At 70.3% G+C, this 15,768-nt stretch carries 17 protein-coding genes; 8 read left to right on the top strand and 9 right to left on the bottom strand.

All coding sequences use genetic code 11. The features are described from left to right. The first annotated feature begins 22 nt into the window (after positions 1-22). The gene (locus tag AC5DRG_RS08265) at positions 23-493 is read left to right on the top strand and encodes a winged helix-turn-helix transcriptional regulator (RefSeq protein ID WP_491809316.1); all 471 of its coding nucleotides are present in this window, start codon (positions 23-25) and stop codon (positions 491-493) included. Positions 494-554: 61 nt separating this feature from the next. Here AC5DRG_RS08265 and AC5DRG_RS08270 read toward each other — a convergent pair whose 3' ends face one another. Continuing rightward, positions 555-1,481 (bottom strand): DUF6807 domain-containing protein, encoded by a 927-nt coding sequence (locus AC5DRG_RS08270; RefSeq protein ID WP_491809318.1) that lies wholly within the window; start codon positions 1,479-1,481, stop codon positions 555-557. Further along, positions 1,478-2,653 carry a Gfo/Idh/MocA family protein gene (locus AC5DRG_RS08275; RefSeq protein ID WP_491809320.1) on the bottom strand — a complete coding sequence of 392 codons (1,176 nt, stop codon included), beginning with the start codon at positions 2,651-2,653 and terminating at the stop codon, positions 1,478-1,480. Before AC5DRG_RS08275 ends, AC5DRG_RS08270 begins: the two co-directional genes overlap by 4 nt. Before the next feature lie 234 nt (positions 2,654-2,887). On the opposite strand from AC5DRG_RS08275, the gene AC5DRG_RS08280 reads away from it, so the two are divergent. Then, positions 2,888-3,763 carry an undecaprenyl-diphosphate phosphatase gene (locus AC5DRG_RS08280; RefSeq protein ID WP_491809322.1) on the top strand — a complete coding sequence of 292 codons (876 nt, stop codon included), beginning with the start codon at positions 2,888-2,890 and terminating at the stop codon, positions 3,761-3,763. Between the two features lie 3 nt (positions 3,764-3,766). On the opposite strand, the gene AC5DRG_RS08285 is transcribed toward AC5DRG_RS08280, so the two are convergent. Further along, the gene (locus tag AC5DRG_RS08285; RefSeq protein WP_491809324.1) at positions 3,767-4,336 is read right to left on the bottom strand and encodes a carboxymuconolactone decarboxylase family protein; all 570 of its coding nucleotides are present in this window, start codon (positions 4,334-4,336) and stop codon (positions 3,767-3,769) included. Positions 4,337-4,475: 139 nt separating this feature from the next. On the opposite strand from AC5DRG_RS08285, the gene AC5DRG_RS08290 reads away from it, so the two are divergent. Together AC5DRG_RS08290 and AC5DRG_RS08295 are read left to right on the top strand one after the other, a co-directional pair. Beyond that, positions 4,476-4,757, top strand: a complete 282-nt coding sequence (locus AC5DRG_RS08290; protein ID WP_491812993.1) for a winged helix-turn-helix transcriptional regulator — start codon at positions 4,476-4,478, stop codon at positions 4,755-4,757. Between the two features lie 68 nt (positions 4,758-4,825). Next, positions 4,826-5,005: a hypothetical protein gene (locus AC5DRG_RS08295; protein WP_491809326.1), complete on the top strand. Its 180-nt coding sequence runs from the start codon at positions 4,826-4,828 to the stop codon at positions 5,003-5,005. A 23-nt stretch (positions 5,006-5,028) separates the two neighbouring features. On the opposite strand, the gene AC5DRG_RS08300 is transcribed toward AC5DRG_RS08295, so the two are convergent. Beyond that, positions 5,029-5,775, bottom strand: a complete 747-nt coding sequence (locus AC5DRG_RS08300) for a MerR family transcriptional regulator (protein ID WP_491809328.1) — start codon at positions 5,773-5,775, stop codon at positions 5,029-5,031. Between the two features lie 115 nt (positions 5,776-5,890). Next, positions 5,891-8,128 carry a serine/threonine-protein kinase gene (locus AC5DRG_RS08305; RefSeq protein ID WP_491809330.1) on the bottom strand — a complete coding sequence of 746 codons (2,238 nt, stop codon included), beginning with the start codon at positions 8,126-8,128 and terminating at the stop codon, positions 5,891-5,893. A 352-nt stretch (positions 8,129-8,480) separates the two neighbouring features. On the opposite strand from AC5DRG_RS08305, the gene AC5DRG_RS08310 reads away from it, so the two are divergent. Next, on the top strand, positions 8,481-8,966 hold the full coding sequence (locus AC5DRG_RS08310; RefSeq protein ID WP_491809332.1) for a nuclear transport factor 2 family protein: 486 nt from the start codon (positions 8,481-8,483) through the stop codon (positions 8,964-8,966). A 70-nt stretch (positions 8,967-9,036) separates the two neighbouring features. Continuing rightward, on the top strand, positions 9,037-10,611 hold the full coding sequence (gene lnt / locus AC5DRG_RS08315) for an apolipoprotein N-acyltransferase (protein ID WP_491809333.1): 1,575 nt from the start codon (positions 9,037-9,039) through the stop codon (positions 10,609-10,611). Here lnt and AC5DRG_RS08320 read toward each other — a convergent pair. Next, the gene (locus tag AC5DRG_RS08320) at positions 10,529-11,440 is read right to left on the bottom strand and encodes a Gfo/Idh/MocA family protein (RefSeq protein ID WP_491809335.1); all 912 of its coding nucleotides are present in this window, start codon (positions 11,438-11,440) and stop codon (positions 10,529-10,531) included. The genes lnt and AC5DRG_RS08320 overlap by 83 nt on opposite strands. A 106-nt stretch (positions 11,441-11,546) precedes the next feature. On the opposite strand from AC5DRG_RS08320, the gene AC5DRG_RS08325 reads away from it, so the two are divergent. Beyond that, on the top strand, positions 11,547-12,059 hold the full coding sequence (locus AC5DRG_RS08325; protein WP_491809337.1) for a DinB family protein: 513 nt from the start codon (positions 11,547-11,549) through the stop codon (positions 12,057-12,059). 112 nt (positions 12,060-12,171) lie between these two features. Then, entirely contained in the window at positions 12,172-12,627 is a 456-nt protein-coding gene (locus AC5DRG_RS08330) for a hypothetical protein (RefSeq protein ID WP_491809339.1), read from the top strand. A 16-nt stretch (positions 12,628-12,643) separates the two neighbouring features. Here AC5DRG_RS08330 and AC5DRG_RS08335 read toward each other — a convergent pair whose 3' ends face one another. The 3 genes from AC5DRG_RS08335 to AC5DRG_RS08345 form a co-directional block, all read right to left on the bottom strand. Further along, on the bottom strand, positions 12,644-13,177 hold the full coding sequence (locus tag AC5DRG_RS08335) for a hypothetical protein (RefSeq protein WP_491809341.1): 534 nt from the start codon (positions 13,175-13,177) through the stop codon (positions 12,644-12,646). Positions 13,178-13,284: 107 nt separating this feature from the next. Further along, entirely contained in the window at positions 13,285-13,968 is a 684-nt protein-coding gene (ung, locus tag AC5DRG_RS08340) for a uracil-DNA glycosylase (protein ID WP_491809343.1), read from the bottom strand. 113 nt (positions 13,969-14,081) lie between these two features. After that, entirely contained in the window at positions 14,082-15,662 is a 1,581-nt protein-coding gene (locus AC5DRG_RS08345) for an ABC transporter substrate-binding protein (protein WP_491809345.1), read from the bottom strand. Positions 15,663-15,768 lie beyond the last annotated feature (106 nt).

Consider the following 15,768-nt stretch of genomic DNA (forward strand, 5'->3'; position numbering starts at 1 on the left):
ACCCTCCCCTAGAATTGGCGTCATGGCCGCCACCAAAGACCCGCGCCCCTGTTCCATCGCCGACGCCCTGGCACTCGTAGGCGAGAAGTACTCCCTGCTCGTCCTGCGGGAGGTGTGCCTCGGCAACGGCCGCTTCGACCAGCTGGTCCGCAACATCGGCGCCCCGCGCGACATCCTGGCCACCCGGCTGCGCCGCCTCGTGGACGCCGGGATCCTGACGAAGAGGACCTACAGCGAGCGCCCGGCGCGCTTCGAGTACCGGCCCACCCAGGCGGGGCTCGAACTGGAGCCGGTCCTGGTGACCCTCAAGGAGTGGGGCGACCGCCATCTCCACGAGGCGGGCGACCTCCCCATGGTGATCGAGCACGCCTGCGGCAACGAACTAGTCCCGGTCGTCACCTGCTCGGCCTGCGGCGACCCGGTGCGCCACGAGGACCTGACCGCCCATCCGCAGGCCCCCGGCTGGACGGTGGCGGGACCGACGGCCGCCTGAGCCCCGCGCCACGAGGCCTCCTACAACGCCTTCTACGACGCCCGCTTGAGCCCCTCCGGCGTCACCACGGATGTGTCCGCAGGTACTTGGCGATCTCCTCCCGCTCCCACGCCCCGTCGGCCACGACGACCCGGTAGCGGCGGGTGAGCGTGTCGCCCGGAGCGAGCTCCAGTTCCTCGAAGAACGCCCAGGACGGGGCGACACCGGCCCACGGGTCGTTGCGCACGAACCAGTGGGCGGGATGGGTCCCGCGCGCCCCGAGGTGGTCGTTCTCGGGCGCGTGCGCGAAGACCAGGGTGGCGTGTCCGTCGGTGCCGTCGTGCTCGCCGGACAGCGCGAGCCAGGGCGCCTGGGTGCCCATCAGGTCGGGTCCCTCGCCGTCGGGGGCGATGATCCGTCCGTCCCGGAAGGCGCGCGGGCCGCGCCAGAACAGGCCCGTGTAGCCGGCCATTTCGCGCCCGGCGGTGGTCGGGCTGCCGAACCTCAGTGGTTCGTCCCGGGTGTTGGTGACGGCGGTCGTCCAGGTGAGCGCCCAGGAACCCGACTCCCGGTCGACGTCGTGCACTTCGATCCGGCGCTCCTCGTCGGCCCAAGCCTCACCGGTGTGCGGGTGCCAGGTCAGCCGCTCGACGATGACGACACGCTCCCCGTCCGAGGCCACCTCGTCGAAGGCGACGTGCGCCATCGATCCGACGCGCTCCGGGAGTTCGAGATATCCCTCGCCGTGAACGTATGTGTTGCCGCCCCACAGGTTCGCCCCCGACAGATGCGAGGCCGTCAGCGAGAGTCCCTTGTGCCAGCGGTGGTCGTTGGGCCGGTAGTCCGTGACGACGTCGCCTGCCAGGGTCCTGAGCGGATGAACGTAGGGCTTCGCGGCCTCCCAGGCCGCCTCGGGCCGGTAGACGTAGCTGAGGAGTTCGACGCCGGTGACCGGTTCGGTCACCGTGACGCGGTCGCCGTGCGCGTGGACGATCCGCAGGCCGGTCACGCCGGCACCTCCTCGTTCACGACGGGTGCCCAGCCGGGCGCACCGCCGTGCAGGGCCGTGTAGTACGGGTCGCCGGGACCGATCTCGCCGGCCCGCACGGTTGTGTCCGTGAACGCCGACTTGTACAGCGCGGTGATCAGCTCCAGGCTGGTGCGCCCGTCGGCCCCGCTGCTGCGCGGCCGTTCACCGGCGCGCATGCTCGCGACCAGCTCCCGCAGCTGGGCCAGGTGCGAGCTCGGCACGTCGGCACCGAAGTCCCGCCAGCCCGCCAGGTCCGTCTCCGCGACGCCCGGCGCCGGGGTGATGCGCCAGTCGGCGTTGCGGTGGCCGTACAGGTGCGTCAGCTCGACCGTGGCGCGGGCGCAGTCGATGCGGATGCGGCTGACCTCGTCGGGGCTGAGGACGCTGTTCACGACGGTGGCCATCGCGCCGCTCTCGAAACGGACCAGGGCCGTCGAGACGTCCTCCGTCTCCACGTCGTGCACCAGCCGCCCGGCCATCGCGCGGACCTCGCTCCACGGGCCGAGCAGGTCGAGCATCAGGTCCATCTGATGGATGCCGTGTCCCATGGCGGGGCCGCCGCCCTCGGTCTGCCAGCGGCCGCGCCAGGGCACGGCGTAGTAGGCGGCGTCGCGGTACCAGGTGGTCTGGCAGTGCGCCACGAGCGGCCGGCCCATCGCCTCCTCGGCGATCAGCTGCCGCACATGCCGGGCGCCGGAGCCGAACCGGTGCTGGAAGACGATCGAGGCGTACGGTCCACCGCCCAGGCCCTCCTCGGCCTCCACGGCGTCGAAGTCCGCCAGGGACGGCATGGGCGGCTTCTCGCACAGCACCCAGGCCCCGGCGCGCAGGGCCGTGACGGTCTGGTCGCGGTGCAGGGTCGGCGGCGTGCAGATGGTCACCAGGTCCGGACGCTGCTCGTCGAGCATTCGGCTCAAGTCGGTGTAGCCGTGCGGGACTCCGGCCGAGGCGCAGAACGCCTTCACCGCGTCGGCGTTGATGTCGACGGCGGCGACGACCTCCACCTCGCCCTCGGCCGCGAGCACATCGAGGGCGGGCATGTGGGAGTCGCCGGCGATGGCACCTGTGCCCACGATGGCGACCCGGACGCGGCGACCCTCAAGGGGCGGCCGGGCCTGGGATGTCCGGGGGTCCGTGGGGGATGTGGGCATGTACGTGGACCCTCCGAGGCCAGCAAGCGCTTTCTCTACCGCTGAAACGTATGTGCCGCCGCCACCGCAGGTCAACACCCCGGCAACGTTGTCCACGAGCCGCCCCGAAACCCCTGTGCCAGGCCTGTCACACCGGGACGCTACGCTGCCTGTCGACACCCGATCATCATCACCGCGCGCGGTGTGATGCGCCCGTAGCACCTCCCGCGATCAGCACTTGGACGCCGTAACTCCATGTCTTGGTTTGAATCCCTCATCCTCGGACTCGTCCAGGGGCTGACCGAGTTCCTGCCCGTCTCCTCCAGCGCGCATCTGCGGCTGACGGCGGCCTTCGCCGGGTGGGAGGACCCTGGCGCGGCGTTCACCGCGATCACCCAGCTCGGCACCGAAGCCGCTGTGCTGATCTACTTCCGCAAGGACGTCGGGCGGATCCTCGCTGCCTGGTTCAAGTCGCTCACCGACAAGGCGATGCGTAGCGATCATGACGCGCAGATGGGCTGGCTGGTGATCGTCGGCTCGATCCCGATCGGTGTGCTCGGCGTGACGCTGAAGGACCAGATCGAGGGGCCGTTCCGTGATCTGCGGATCACCGCGACGATGCTGATCGGGATGGGCATCGTCATCGGCATCGCCGACCGGCTGGCGGCCCGCGACGAGACGGGCGGCAAGCACCGTGCCGCCAAGAAGCGCAAGGAACTCGTTGATCTGAACGTCCGGGACGGCCTCATCTACGGCCTGTGCCAGGCGATGGCGCTCGTCCCCGGCGTCTCCCGGTCCGGCGCGACCATCAGCGGCGGCCTGTTCATGGGCTACACCCGCGAGGCCGCGGCCCGCTACTCCTTCCTCCTCGCCATGCCCGCCGTGCTCGCGTCCGGCACCTTCGAACTCAAGGACGCGATGGAGAGCGACCATGTGTCGTGGGGTCCGACGGTGTTCGCGACGATCATCGCGTTCGGCGTCGGATACGCGGTCATCGCATGGTTCATGAAGTTCATCTCGACCAAGAGCTTCATGCCGTTCGTCTACTACCGCGTCGCGCTCGGCATCGTGATCATCGCCCTGGTGACGACGGGCGCGCTGAGCCCGCACGCGGCGGAGTCGTCGGGCTGACGCTCACACGGAAGGCAGCGTGAGGGCCCAGGGCTCCGGCTCGATGACGAGCCCGTTGGCCACATAGGCGATGGTGCGATACCACCCGGCCAGGACGAGGAACTCCAACGCCTCGGCCTCGTCGAGGTGCTCCCGCAGCCGGGACCAGGCCGCGTCGCCCAGCCGCGAGGTGGCGTGCAGTTCGTCGACGGCACGCAGCAGGGCCGCCTGGCGCGGCGACCAGGCCGGGTCGTCGGGGGTACCGGTCGCGGTCAGGGCGACCTGGTACGGGGTGAGACCGGCCGCTTCCGCATACGCCGCCATGTGGACGCCCCACTCGTAGGCGCAGCCGCAGTCGGCACAGACGCGGGCGATCACAAGCTCGCGGTCGGCGTCGCCCAGGGAGCCGTGCGCGAGCAGGCCGGAGCCCAACGCCCGCATACGTGAGGCGAGTTCGGGGTGGCGCTCCAACACCTTGAAGAGCATCAGGGGTTCATGGGCGACGCCGGGCGGCATCCACCGGCGCAGGGCGCGGTCGGTGTCGGGGGCGTAGGGCAGGGTGACGCCGTCGATGCGTTGCTTGTCGTGGGTCATGCCCACCAACTCTTGCGCTTCTGAAATCGAAGCGCAAGAGTGAGAACCAGAGAGTGAGTACGGCGTGAGAGGAGATCTCGTGGAATCAACTCCCGTGCCCGGCCGCCCGGTACGCGGATCCACCACCGGCCGCCCGGTCATGGCCGCGCTCGATCTGCTGGGCAGGCGCTGGACACTGCGCGTCATCTGGGAACTCCACCGCAACGAGGCCCCGATCGGCTTCCGCGACCTCCAGCGCCGCTGCGACGGCATGTCCTCCAGCGTCCTGTCCACCCGCCTGACCGAACTCCGCGAGGCGGACATCGCCGCCCCCACCCCCGACTCCGCCTGGCACCTCACCCCGCTGGGCAAGGACCTGGTCACAGCGATGCAGCCTCTCCTGGCGTGGTCCCACACCTGGGCCGACCGGCGTCGGCCGTGACCAACCGCATACCGGTTGAGTAGCCGACTGGTAGCGCGCTGTCAGTTCCTGCCCCTAGGCTTGTCCGCATGCTCCCCGATTCCGTGGCCCCTGGTTCCGTGCGTTCCGCTGCTGAGGTGAACGAGCAGATCCGTGCGCTGTGGCTGCGTGCGGGCGGGTCCCTCTCGGCCCAGGAGCGGGAGGAATACGAGCTGTTGGTGGTCGAGTGGGCCGCGGCGATACGCGGTGCCGTCATCGAGGCGGCCTGATCCGGCGGCACCGATAGCGCCGATCACGGTTCGGTGCGGCCGAATCCCACCGCGAACGTTCGCTTGAGGTAGTCCCACGTTTCGACGTCCAGCGTGCCGTGCGTGGCGGCCTCGGGACCCTGGCCGTCGATCTTCGCGTAGATCGCCGCCAGGATGTGACTGTCGTCGCCGATCATGTCCCGCATCGCCAGATTCCAGCGCCGGGCGAGAGCCTGTGCCGCCGGATCGGCGGGGTCGGTGTCCCGCGCGATCTCGGCCCGGATCTCGTCGACGAGGTCGGCGCAGCGCGCCTGCCAGCGGCTGAACTCCTCGGCGAATCCGGGTTCCTGGTGCCGTTGCCGCGCGCGTGCGAGCTGATCCGGTGTGAAGTAACCCGCGTTCATGATGGCCTCCATCGTGTCGATGAGCTGGTCGATCGAAGGGGCGTGTGCCTGGTGGATGCTGTGCCGCAAGGCGAGGAGATGCCGCCGCACCTGCTGCTGTCCACCGATCACCTGGTCGACGTGCTCCAACTGCCTGTCCACCGCCCGGGCCAGGTCATCGACCTGCCCGTCGAGCGCCCGGGCGATCTCCCGAAGGGGTACGCCGAGGTGGCGCACCGCGATGATCCGGTAGAGCCGACGGACATCGTCAGCGGTGTAGAGCCGGTGCCCGGCCCGCGAGCGCGCGACGGGGCGCAGGAGCCCGATCTCGTCGAAGTAGTGCAGGGTGCGCACGGTCAGCCCGGTCGCGTCCGCCAACTCCCCGACTTTCCAGCGTCGTTCACCCATGTGATCACCCATGAACGACGCTACTGCCTCACGCGACGTGAGGTTCAAGTCCTAGGCACTCCGCTGGTTGGGCGGTTTGTTTGCTGCGGGCGCATCGTGGCTGGTCGCGGAGCGCCTAGCGGTCGGAGACAGCCTTCTGCCGGTCCGGGCGTACCGAGAACGCCTTGTCACCCGCCACGGCCACGATCGCGTCCTTCACCGTCACCACGCTCGGGATCCTGTCCTGCGCCGACGTACCCGGGTCGTCCAGCTTGTCCGTGGTCCACCGCACGGCGCCGGTCGCCCGGTCGAGTGCGAGGAGCCGGCCGTAGCGGTTGGCGAAGTAGAGGTCGTCGTACGTCGTCGACAGCACCGGCGCCGACAGGTTCTCGACCTGCGTGCCCTTCTGCCACAGCCGGGCACCGTCGGTGGCCCTGCTCGCGGTGACGGTCCCGTCGGGCCGGACGAAATACACCACGCCGTTGATGAGGGTGGGCTCGCCGCGCGGGGTGCCCGCCAGCGGGATCCGGACGACGGCGCCGCTGGTCGGGTTCACCTGCAGCAGGGTCCGGTACGCCTCGTCCCGCCCGTCGTTCGACTCCCATTCCAGCTGTCGCGGGACCGCGAACAGCGGCTGCCCGTCGACGGCGCCGAGCGACAGCGCGTTCAGGGGCAGTTCGGTGAGTTCGTGCGGCGTGCCGTCGCTCGGGTCGAGGCGCAGGAGGGCCGCCGAGCCCTGCGTGGGGTCGTCGGCGTCGACGCACATGCCGTAGGGCACGCCGTCCAGGACCAGCGCGTCGCAGGCGGTGCCTGCCGACGAGGTCGCCGGTGTCCGCCACATGTCCTTGCCCGTCCTGGCGTTGACGGCGACGAACTCCGTCCCCCCGTCCGGCATCGCCAGGACGCCCCCGTCGAACAGGGCGGCGGTACGGCCCGCGTCGATCGCCCGCGTCCAGAGCCGTTTCCCGGTGTCGGCGTCGAGAGCGAACAGCCGCCTGGTCGACTGCACCTCGGTCACGTTCGGCTGGTCGGCCCCGTACACGACCCCGTCCCGGACGCCGAGGGGCCGGTCGGAGGACTGGGGACTGCTGCCGAACCGCCACTCGATGCGCCCCGAGGCGGCGTCGATCCCGGCGACCGTGAAGCCGGTCCCCGAGCAGTACACGGAGGAACCCCCGGACACACAGCCGGAATCCACGCTGTCCACGTTGATGACCAGGGCCTCCTCCTTCACGGCTCGGACGAGGCTCGCCTGCCAGGGCTGCCACCCGGCCGGAAGCACCGGGGTGGGAGAAGCGGAGCCGCCGGACGCGGACGTACTCGCACCCGACGTTTCCTCGGTGACCCCCGAGCTCGACACGACGAGGAACACCGACACGCCCACGACCGTGACGGCCAGAGCCGCCCCGAGGGCGACGAGCGGACGCACCAGGCGGCTACGGCCGCGCCGCCGGCCGTGGCCACGGCCGGTGGCCGTCGTGTCACCGAGCCCCCGGGAAGCCCTACGGCCTCCTGGAACGGTCGGCGGGCCACCCGGAGACCCGCTCGGGGTGAGGGCCGTGTCCGGCATGTTCCTCAACAGCCGGTGCAGCTCCGCCAGTTGGGGCCGGTCGAGCGGGTCCTTGGCCAGACAGCGTTCGGCGATGCCGTGGAGGGGCTCCGGTACTCCGTCCAGGACCGGCGCCTCGTGCATCACCTGATAGCCCGTCATATACGGGCTCTCGCCGTCGAAAGGACGGTTGCCGGTGGCCGCGTACACCAGCAGCGAACCGAGCGAGAACACGTCCGAGGCGGGCGTGACGTCCCGGGGCGCGGCGAACTGCTCCGGCGACATGAAAGGCGGGGTGCCGATGAGCCGACCGGTCACGGTCAGGGCCTGGTTGTCGGCCGCGCGGGAGATGCCGAAGTCGATGACGCGCGGCCCGTCATCGGCCATCAGGACGTTGCTCGGCTTCAGATCCCGGTGCACCATCCCCGCCTGGTGGATGTCCCGCAGCGCCTCCACCAGGCCCAGGCCGAGCGTGCGCAGGGCGTGCCCGCCCAACGGGCCGTCCTTGTCGATGGTTTCGGCCAGCGTGCGGCCCGGCACGTACAGCGTCGCCATCCACGGCACGTCGGCGTCCGGATCGGCGTCCACGACCGGTGCGGTGAACGCCCCGCTCACCCGGCGGGCCGCCGCGACCTCCTGGCGGAAACGGGCCCGGAACTCCTCGTCCTGCGCGTACTGCGCGTGCACGACCTTGACCGCGACCTGCCGCCCCGAGGCCGAACGCCCCAGATACACGACCCCCATGCCACCACTGCCGAGCCGGTCGACCAGCTCATAGCCGCCTATGGACCCGACGGCCCCCGATTCCCCGGTACTCAGCGGCATCGCCGGACGCCCTTCCCAAATCCCCTGTGTCACACAGCTGTTCAGCAGCCTCAGACTAGTCCCTGCCCCGGCGGTGTCCTGGCGTACTGGGTCTCTATCCGGTCAGGACGCCGACCGACTTCCTGTGGGCCCCTGCCGACGTACACCGCGACCGCACCGAATCCGCCAGGCTCCTCCCCTGCTCCACCATCCGTCGCCTGGGGTTATGACGGTATCTATTGGTGTACCGCGCCTGACAGGCAGCTGTTGGCTGGCTGGACTCCGTGTGGCGGGCGCGCACACGTCCGCCTCACACCAGACCAATATCGCCGACCCCCTTGGCGCGGACCTCTCCATGACCAACACTGATTCGATGACGCAGCGTGTAGAGCTCGCGACCGTGATGGACCGGCTGGCCGTGGACGGACTGATCACCGAATACGCGGTGGCGGTCGACGACGGCGACTGGGAGACGTACCGCGGGCTGTTCACGCCTGACGGGCGGGCCGACTACCGCTCGGCCGGGGGTATCGAAGGGGACGCCGGGAAGGTCACCGCGTGGCTTGCGGAGAGTATGCGGCTGTTTCCGATGCGGCAGCATCTGATCGTCAACCGTCGGATCCGCTTCGGCGTACTGGATCAGGACACCGGCGACACCGCCCGGGTGCAGGCCGACTACGTCAACCCGATGCGCTTCGCCGGTACCGACGGCGGCTCCACCGCACCCGACTTCGTGTGCGGCGGCCGGTACGCGTTCGAGCTGCTGCGGACGTACGACGGCTGGCGGCTGCGCGAGGTGGTCGTACAGGAGAAGTGGCGCCGCGCCCCGCAGCCGGCCGAAGAGCCCGCGGCGGGCTGAACCGGGTCCCCCTGTTCGAGATCGTCCCGGGCGCGCACACTGGAGGCACCCACCGGGTAGGGGGATGCCCATGAAGACGCCGGACCTCCGGCTCACCACCCCGTGGCGGCGCTCGACCGCCGCCGCGCTGGCAGGCGCGCTGCCCGTGTTCGCCTTCCCCGCGCCGTCCCTGTGGTGGTTCGCCTACGTCGCTCTCGTCCCGTGGATCCTCCTCGCCCGCTCGGCGCCGACCGGGAGGCGGGCGGCGTACGACGGCTGGTTCGGCGGGTTCGGCTTCATCCTGGCGATGCATCACTGGCTGCTGCCGAACCTGCACGTGTTCACGGTCCTGATAGCGGCACTGCTCGGTGCGCTGTGGGCCCCCTGGGGCTGGCTGGTCCGCCGCTTCCTGGCCGGGGTGCCCTCTCGGGGGCGGATCGCGGCCGGGCTCGTGGTGCTGCCGTCCGGCTGGCTCACGGTCGAGCTGGTGCGCTCGTGGCAGGCGCTGGGCGGGCCGTGGGGCGTGCTGGGGGCCAGCCAGTGGCAGGTGGAGCCGGCGCTGCGGCTCGCCTCGGTCGGCGGGGTGTGGCTGCTCAGTTTCCTGATCGTGGCCGTCAATGTCGCGTTCGCCGTCCTCGTGGCCGTGCGCGAGTCCCGGGTCCCGGCCGTGGCCGGGCTGCTCGCGACGGCGGCCGCGACCTCGGCGGCCTGGGTCTGGTCGCCGCGCCCCGATGTCGACGGCCGGGTCCGGATCGCCGTCGTCCAGCCCGGCGTCGTCGACGGCGTCGGCGGCCCCTCGAAGCGGTTCGCTCTGGAGGAGAAACTCACCCGCGAGCTCGTCGGGCAGGACCTCGACCTGATCGTCTGGGGCGAGAGCAGCGTCGGCTTCGACCTGGGCGACCGGCCCGACCTGGCCCGTCGCATCGCCGTCCTCTCCCGAGCGACCGACGCCGACATCCTGGTCAATGTCGACGCCCGCCGCTCCGACCGGCCCGGCATCTACAAGAGTTCGGTGCTCGTCGGCCCGGACGGCTTGACCGGCGACCGCTACGACAAGATGCGGCTCGTCCCGTTCGGCGAGTACATACCGGCCCGCTCCCTGCTCGGCTGGGCCACCTCCGTCGGCAAAGCCGCCGGCGAGGACCGTATACGCGGCACCGAGCAGGTGGTGATGAACGCCGGGAACGGGCTGCGCATCGGCCCGATGGTCTGCTTCGAGTCCGCGTTCCCCGACATGAGCCGCCATCTCGCCGAGGACGGCGCCGAGTTGCTGATCGCCCAGTCGGCGACGTCGTCGTTCCAGCAGAGCTGGGCCCCGGAGCAGCACGCCTCGCTCGCGGCGCTGCGCGCCGCAGAGACCGGCCGACCGATGGTGCACGCGACGCTGACGGGCGTCTCCGCCGTCTACGGGCCGAGCGGACAGCGCATCGGATCGTGGCTCGGCACGAGCGCGAGCACGTCGCAGGTGTACGACGTCCCGCTGGCCAGCGGTGTCACGCCGTACGTCCGCTTCGGCGACTGGCCGCTGCACGCGGCGCTGCTCGTGCTCGCCGCCCTGTGCGCGACGGAGGGCATGCGGGCGTTCAGGCCGCGCCGGAGTGCTCCGACACCGCACGTACCACCCGCTCGCACAGTTCGTGAGTCGCCAGCGCATCCCGGGCGCTGAGCACCTTTCCGGCGCGCACGGCGTCGAGGAAGGCGAGGACGGCCTGCTCGATGCCGCGCTGCCGGGCGACCGGCACCCAGTCGCCGCGCCGCCGTACGGTCGGCTGTCCCTTGTGGTCGATCACCTCGGCGAGGTTGACCACCTGCCGTTTGGTGTCCTGCCCGGAGACCTCCAGGATCTCCTCCGCCGAACCGCTGAGCCGGTTCATCACGCCGAGGGCCGTGAAGCCGTCCCCGGCGAGTTGCAGCACGACATGGTGCAGCAGTCCGTCCTCGGTGCGGGCGCGCACGGTCACGTCCTCGATGGGGCCCGGCACCAGGAAGCGCAGGGTGTCCACGACGTGGATGAAGTCGTCGAGGATCATCGCGCGGGGTTCCTCGGGGAGCCCGATGCGGTTCTTCTGCATCAGGATCAGCTCGCGCGGATGGTCGGCGCACTGCGCGTACCCGGGGGCGTGCCGCCGGTTGAACCCGACGGCGAGGGACACGTTCCGCTGCTCCGCGAGCCGCACCAGCCGCTCGGAGTCGGCGAGTTCGTAGGCGAGCGGCTTGTCGACGTACGTCGGTACGCCCGCCTCCAGGAGCCGGGTGACGATCTCGGGGTGCACGGCGGTGGGCGCGTGCACGAAGGCGGCGTCGAGGTCCTGGGCGAGGAGTGAGTCGAGGTCGGCGTGGCGCCGGTCCGCCGGAAGGTGCAGGGAGTCGGCGACCCGGGTGAGCGTGGCGGGCGTGCGGGTCTGGAGGTGCAGGTCGATACCGGGCCGCGTGCCAAGGACCGGCAGATAGGCCTTCTGCGCGATGTCGCCGAGTCCGATGCAGCCGACCTTCACGGGGGTCTCCTCTTCCGGTTGCCTGCGCGTGTCTCCACCGAAGCATAGGGCGGCCGCCCACGTTAAATGCCTGGTGGTCGGAGGTGGGCTGGGACAGGATGCGGGCATGACCATCGAGCGCAGTGAACCCGCCCAGAACGCCGACGAACGCACCATGCTGGAGGGCTGGCTCGACTATCACCGCCAGACGCTCGCGTGGAAGTGCGAGGGCCTGAGCGACGAGCAGTTGAGGACCGCCTCGGTGGAGCCGTCCGAGCTGTCGCTGATGGGGCTGGTGCGGCATATGGCGGAGGTGGAGCGGGGCTGGTTCCGCAAGGTGCTGGTGGGCGAGGACGCGGGGCCGATCTACTACAGCGACGAGGATCCGGACGGCGAGTTCCATGTCACCCAATCGGACACCTGGGCGGAGGCGTACGGCACGTGGCAGGCCGAGATCGACATCGCACGGCAGAACGCGGCGGGCTTCGGCCTGGACGATCTCTCCAAGGGCAAGGGCAGGTCCTCCGGTGAGCCCTTCAACCTGCGCTGGATCTATACGCACTTGATCGAGGAGTACGCCCGCCACAACGGCCACGCCGACCTGGTCCGCGAGCGCGTCGACGGTGCCGTCGGCGACTGACGTCACCCGGGGCGGGCCCGCGCCCTTCGTACGGGGCACTGGATCACCCGTGTGGGGCAACCTTCGCTTGTCCGCCGTGCCCGAGAGGGTCGGACCCAGCAGAGTGGCGCGGGTGCATCGAACGACGACCACCGCAACGCTCCTGGTCACCGTGGCTGTCTCGGCCCTCACCGGCTGTGTGACGGTCCAGCAACCGCCCGCGTACGGTCCCCCACCGGCGCCCCCGCAGCCGTCTGCGCCGGGGCCGAACGACCGGGCGGAGCCGCAGATCGTGGAGGCGCCGGCCCGCGAGGCCCTGGAGCTCATCGGCCCGTCCCGCCGCCCGAAACCGGCCGCGTCCCCGCCACACCGCCCGGCAGCCGTGACCCCCTCACAGGCACCGCAGGCCCAGTCACCCCGCTCGCACCCGGAACCCCGCCGTCCTCAGCCGCCCCGCGTCGAGGTCCCCGACGTGACCCGCGAGGTCCCCAAGAACGCGACCGACCTGTGCGCCCTCGGCAAGAAGTACGGCAACTGGCAGCCGGACAGCCCCCAGGCGGTCATCTGCAAGGAGGCGTACGGCCGCTGAGCAGTCTCCGCCGCTTCTAAGGCCGCTGCCTCGGCGGCCCCCACGTCTCGCCTCCAGTGCCGCCCCCGGAGGAATCGCCCTCGCCCAGTCTCAGCTCCAGTCGGCTGATCGCCGCGCGCACGCCGTCGCCGTAGCTGTCGTCGGCGAGGGCGTCGGAGGCGTGGCGGGCCCGGCGCAGATGGGTGCGGGCGTCCTCCGAGCGGTCGAGCTTCACATAGTCGGCGGCCAGATTCAGGTGCAGGGAGGGGTAGAGCGCACGCACCGCGAGCGCGCCCTCGTGCTCGGCGAGCCGGTCGTCCGTGAGCTCCTCCGCGGCCGTCAACGCCCGGAGATCCCAGGCCAGTTCGTCCGAGGGGTCGTCCTGGGTGTCGGCCAGATAGTGGGCCAGCGTGCAGCGGTGCAGCGGGTCGCCGTGCTCGCCGATCTCCGCCCACAGGTCGAGCAGGCGGCCCCGGGCCTCCTCCCGGTCCCCGCCGTGATGCAACATGACGAACTGCCCGATCCGCCCCATCACGGCATCCGACGCCGCCTGCCCCTGTCGCTCCACCACAGCGTCCTCCAGCCCCTCGTCGACCTTCCTCCCCGACGCTAACGGGAGCCACTGACAATCCCCGTCAGGCGGCCCCGTACGACACAGGACCGCCTATGACGGCCAGGTCAGCCCAGGTCGGGGATGTGCCAGTCGATCGGGTCGTGGCCCTGCCCGGCGACCGCCTCGTTGATCTGTGTGAACGGGCGGGAGCCGAAGAACTTCTTCGCGGAGAGCGGGGAGGGGTGCGCGCCCTTGACCACGACGTGGCGCTCCTCGTCGATCAGGGGGAGCTTCTTCTGCGCGTAGTTGCCCCAGAGGACGAAGACCGCCGGGTCGGGACGGTCGGCCACGGCCCGGATCACCGCGTCCGTGAACTTCTCCCAGCCCCTGCCCTTGTGCGAGTTGGCCTCGCCGGAGCGGACGGTGAGCACCGCGTTGAGCAGCAGGACGCCCTGCTGGGCCCACGGCATCAGATAGCCGTTGTCGGGGACGGGGAGCCCGAGCTCCTCCTTCATCTCCTTGTAGATGTTGCGCAAGGAGGGCGGGGTCTTCACACCGGGACGCACCGAGAAGCACAGGCCGTGCCCCTGCCCCTCGCCGTGGTAGGGGTCCTGACCGAGGATCAGGACCTTCACCCGCTCGTACGGCGTCGCGTCGAGCGCGGCGAAGACCTCCTCGCGCGGCGGGTAGACGGGACCCCGCTCGCGCTCCTCCTCGACGAACTCGGTCAGCTCCTTGAAGTAGGGCTGCTGAAGCTCGCCCCCCAGGACCCCGCGCCAGGACTCGGGCAGCATGGCGGTGTCGGTCACGTCAACTTCCTTACGGTGTGCGGTCACCACGGTGTGGCGGTCACCACGGGTGTGGTGACTCCCAGGCCACAGAACCTACAGGCGACCACTGACAACCGACTCCGCCGACCGCGCTACCAGCTGGTCTTCCAGTACAGGTCCCCCATGACCATCATGGTCGCAGGGTCGATGACGTTCTCGAGACCGGCGATCTCCTCGTCCGCGGCCACGTACTGCTTGCCCTGCCACAGCGGAATCAGCCGCGCGTCGTCCACGAGGATCTGCTGGGCCTCCTCGAACTCCTCTTCCACGGCCCCGCGGTCGCTCTCCGCGCGCGACGCCGGCAGCAGCTCTTCGGTGATCTCGGGCGCGTCGTACGGGGTGCCGAGCGCGTTCTGCTCGCCCACGAAGGGCGCGATGAAGTTGTCGGCGTCGTTGAAGTCGGGGAACCAGCCACGCCCGAAGACCGGGTACTCGCCGTTCTGGTAGCCCTCCGAGTAGGTCTTCCAGGGGCGGCTCTTCAGCGTGACCGTGAACAGGCCCGACTCCTCGAGCTGCCGCTTCAGCTCCTCGAAGGCGGGCTTGGTCTGGGAGCCGTAGCGGTCGCTGGTGTACCAGAGCGTCAGCGGGACGCGGTCGGTGATGCCCGCGTTTTCGAGGATCTTCCTGGCCTTGGGGACGCTGGGGTTCCCGTAGTCGTCGAAGAAGCCCGTGGTGTGGCCCACCAGGCCCCTGGGGATCATGGAGTACAGCGGCTCGACGGTGTCCTTGTAGATGTTGTGGGCGAGCGTCGGGCGGTCGACGACCTGGGCGACCGCCTTGCGGACGGCGGGCTTCGCCGACCAGGGGTCCTTGGGGTTGAACACCAGGTAGCTGATCTCGGTGGTGGCGTTCTCCAGGATCTGGAGCCCCTGGTCGTCGTGGTTGGTCTGGATGTCCACGATGTCCGCAGCACCGAGACCGCGGTAGATGACCGAGATGTCCTTGTCCTTGAGGGCCTTGAGCAGCTCGTCCGACTGCTGGAAGTATCTGATGGTGACGCCGGAGTTCTTGCGCTCCGTCAGGCCCTTGTAGGTGTCGTTGCGGACCAGCTCGGCCGTCTCGCCCTCGTCGTAGGAAGCGAGGTTGTAGGGCCCCGAGCCGGTGACCTTCCCGTCCTCACGGAGCTTGTCCGCGGGATACTCCTCGGGGTCCACGATCGACATGGCGGGCGTGGTGAGCACGAGGGGGAAGGTCGCGTCGGGCTGGCTGAGGTGGAAGACGACCTCACGGTCACCCTTCGTCTCCACCTGGGAGAGGGTGCCCAGCAGGCCGGCGGGGCCACCGTTGACGTTGATCTTCTTGATCCGGTCGAACGAGTGCTTGACGGCCTTCGCGTCCAGCGTGTGCCCGTTGGAGAACTCCAGGCCCTCGCGCAGCTTGCAGCTGTACACCGTGCTGGTGGTGTCCGTGAACTCGCAGCTCTCGGCGGCGTCCGGCTCGGGCTCGGACCCGCCTGGGCTGTAGTTCAGAAGGGTCTGGAAGGTGTTGCGCATCAGCTCCCAGGAGCTGTCCCAGGCCGCGGCGGGGTCCAGAGTGCTCGGCATGCTGGTGGTACCCACGACGATCGGATCCGCGTCGTCGGAGGAGTCCGAGGAGAACACTCCGCACCCGGCCACCATGGATATGGACGCGAGCGCCGCGAGTGGCGGCATGTATCGATTCCGGTTGAACACGCGCTTGCTCCTCGAAATGCCGTACCAAGAGTGGGCGAACGATACCGCAGGCCCCGCGGGTCGCTTCCGCCCGCCTGGCCGCTGCCATGGTCAACACACTTGTGAC

Source organism: Streptomyces sp. JLBG701 (assembly GCF_058544905.1).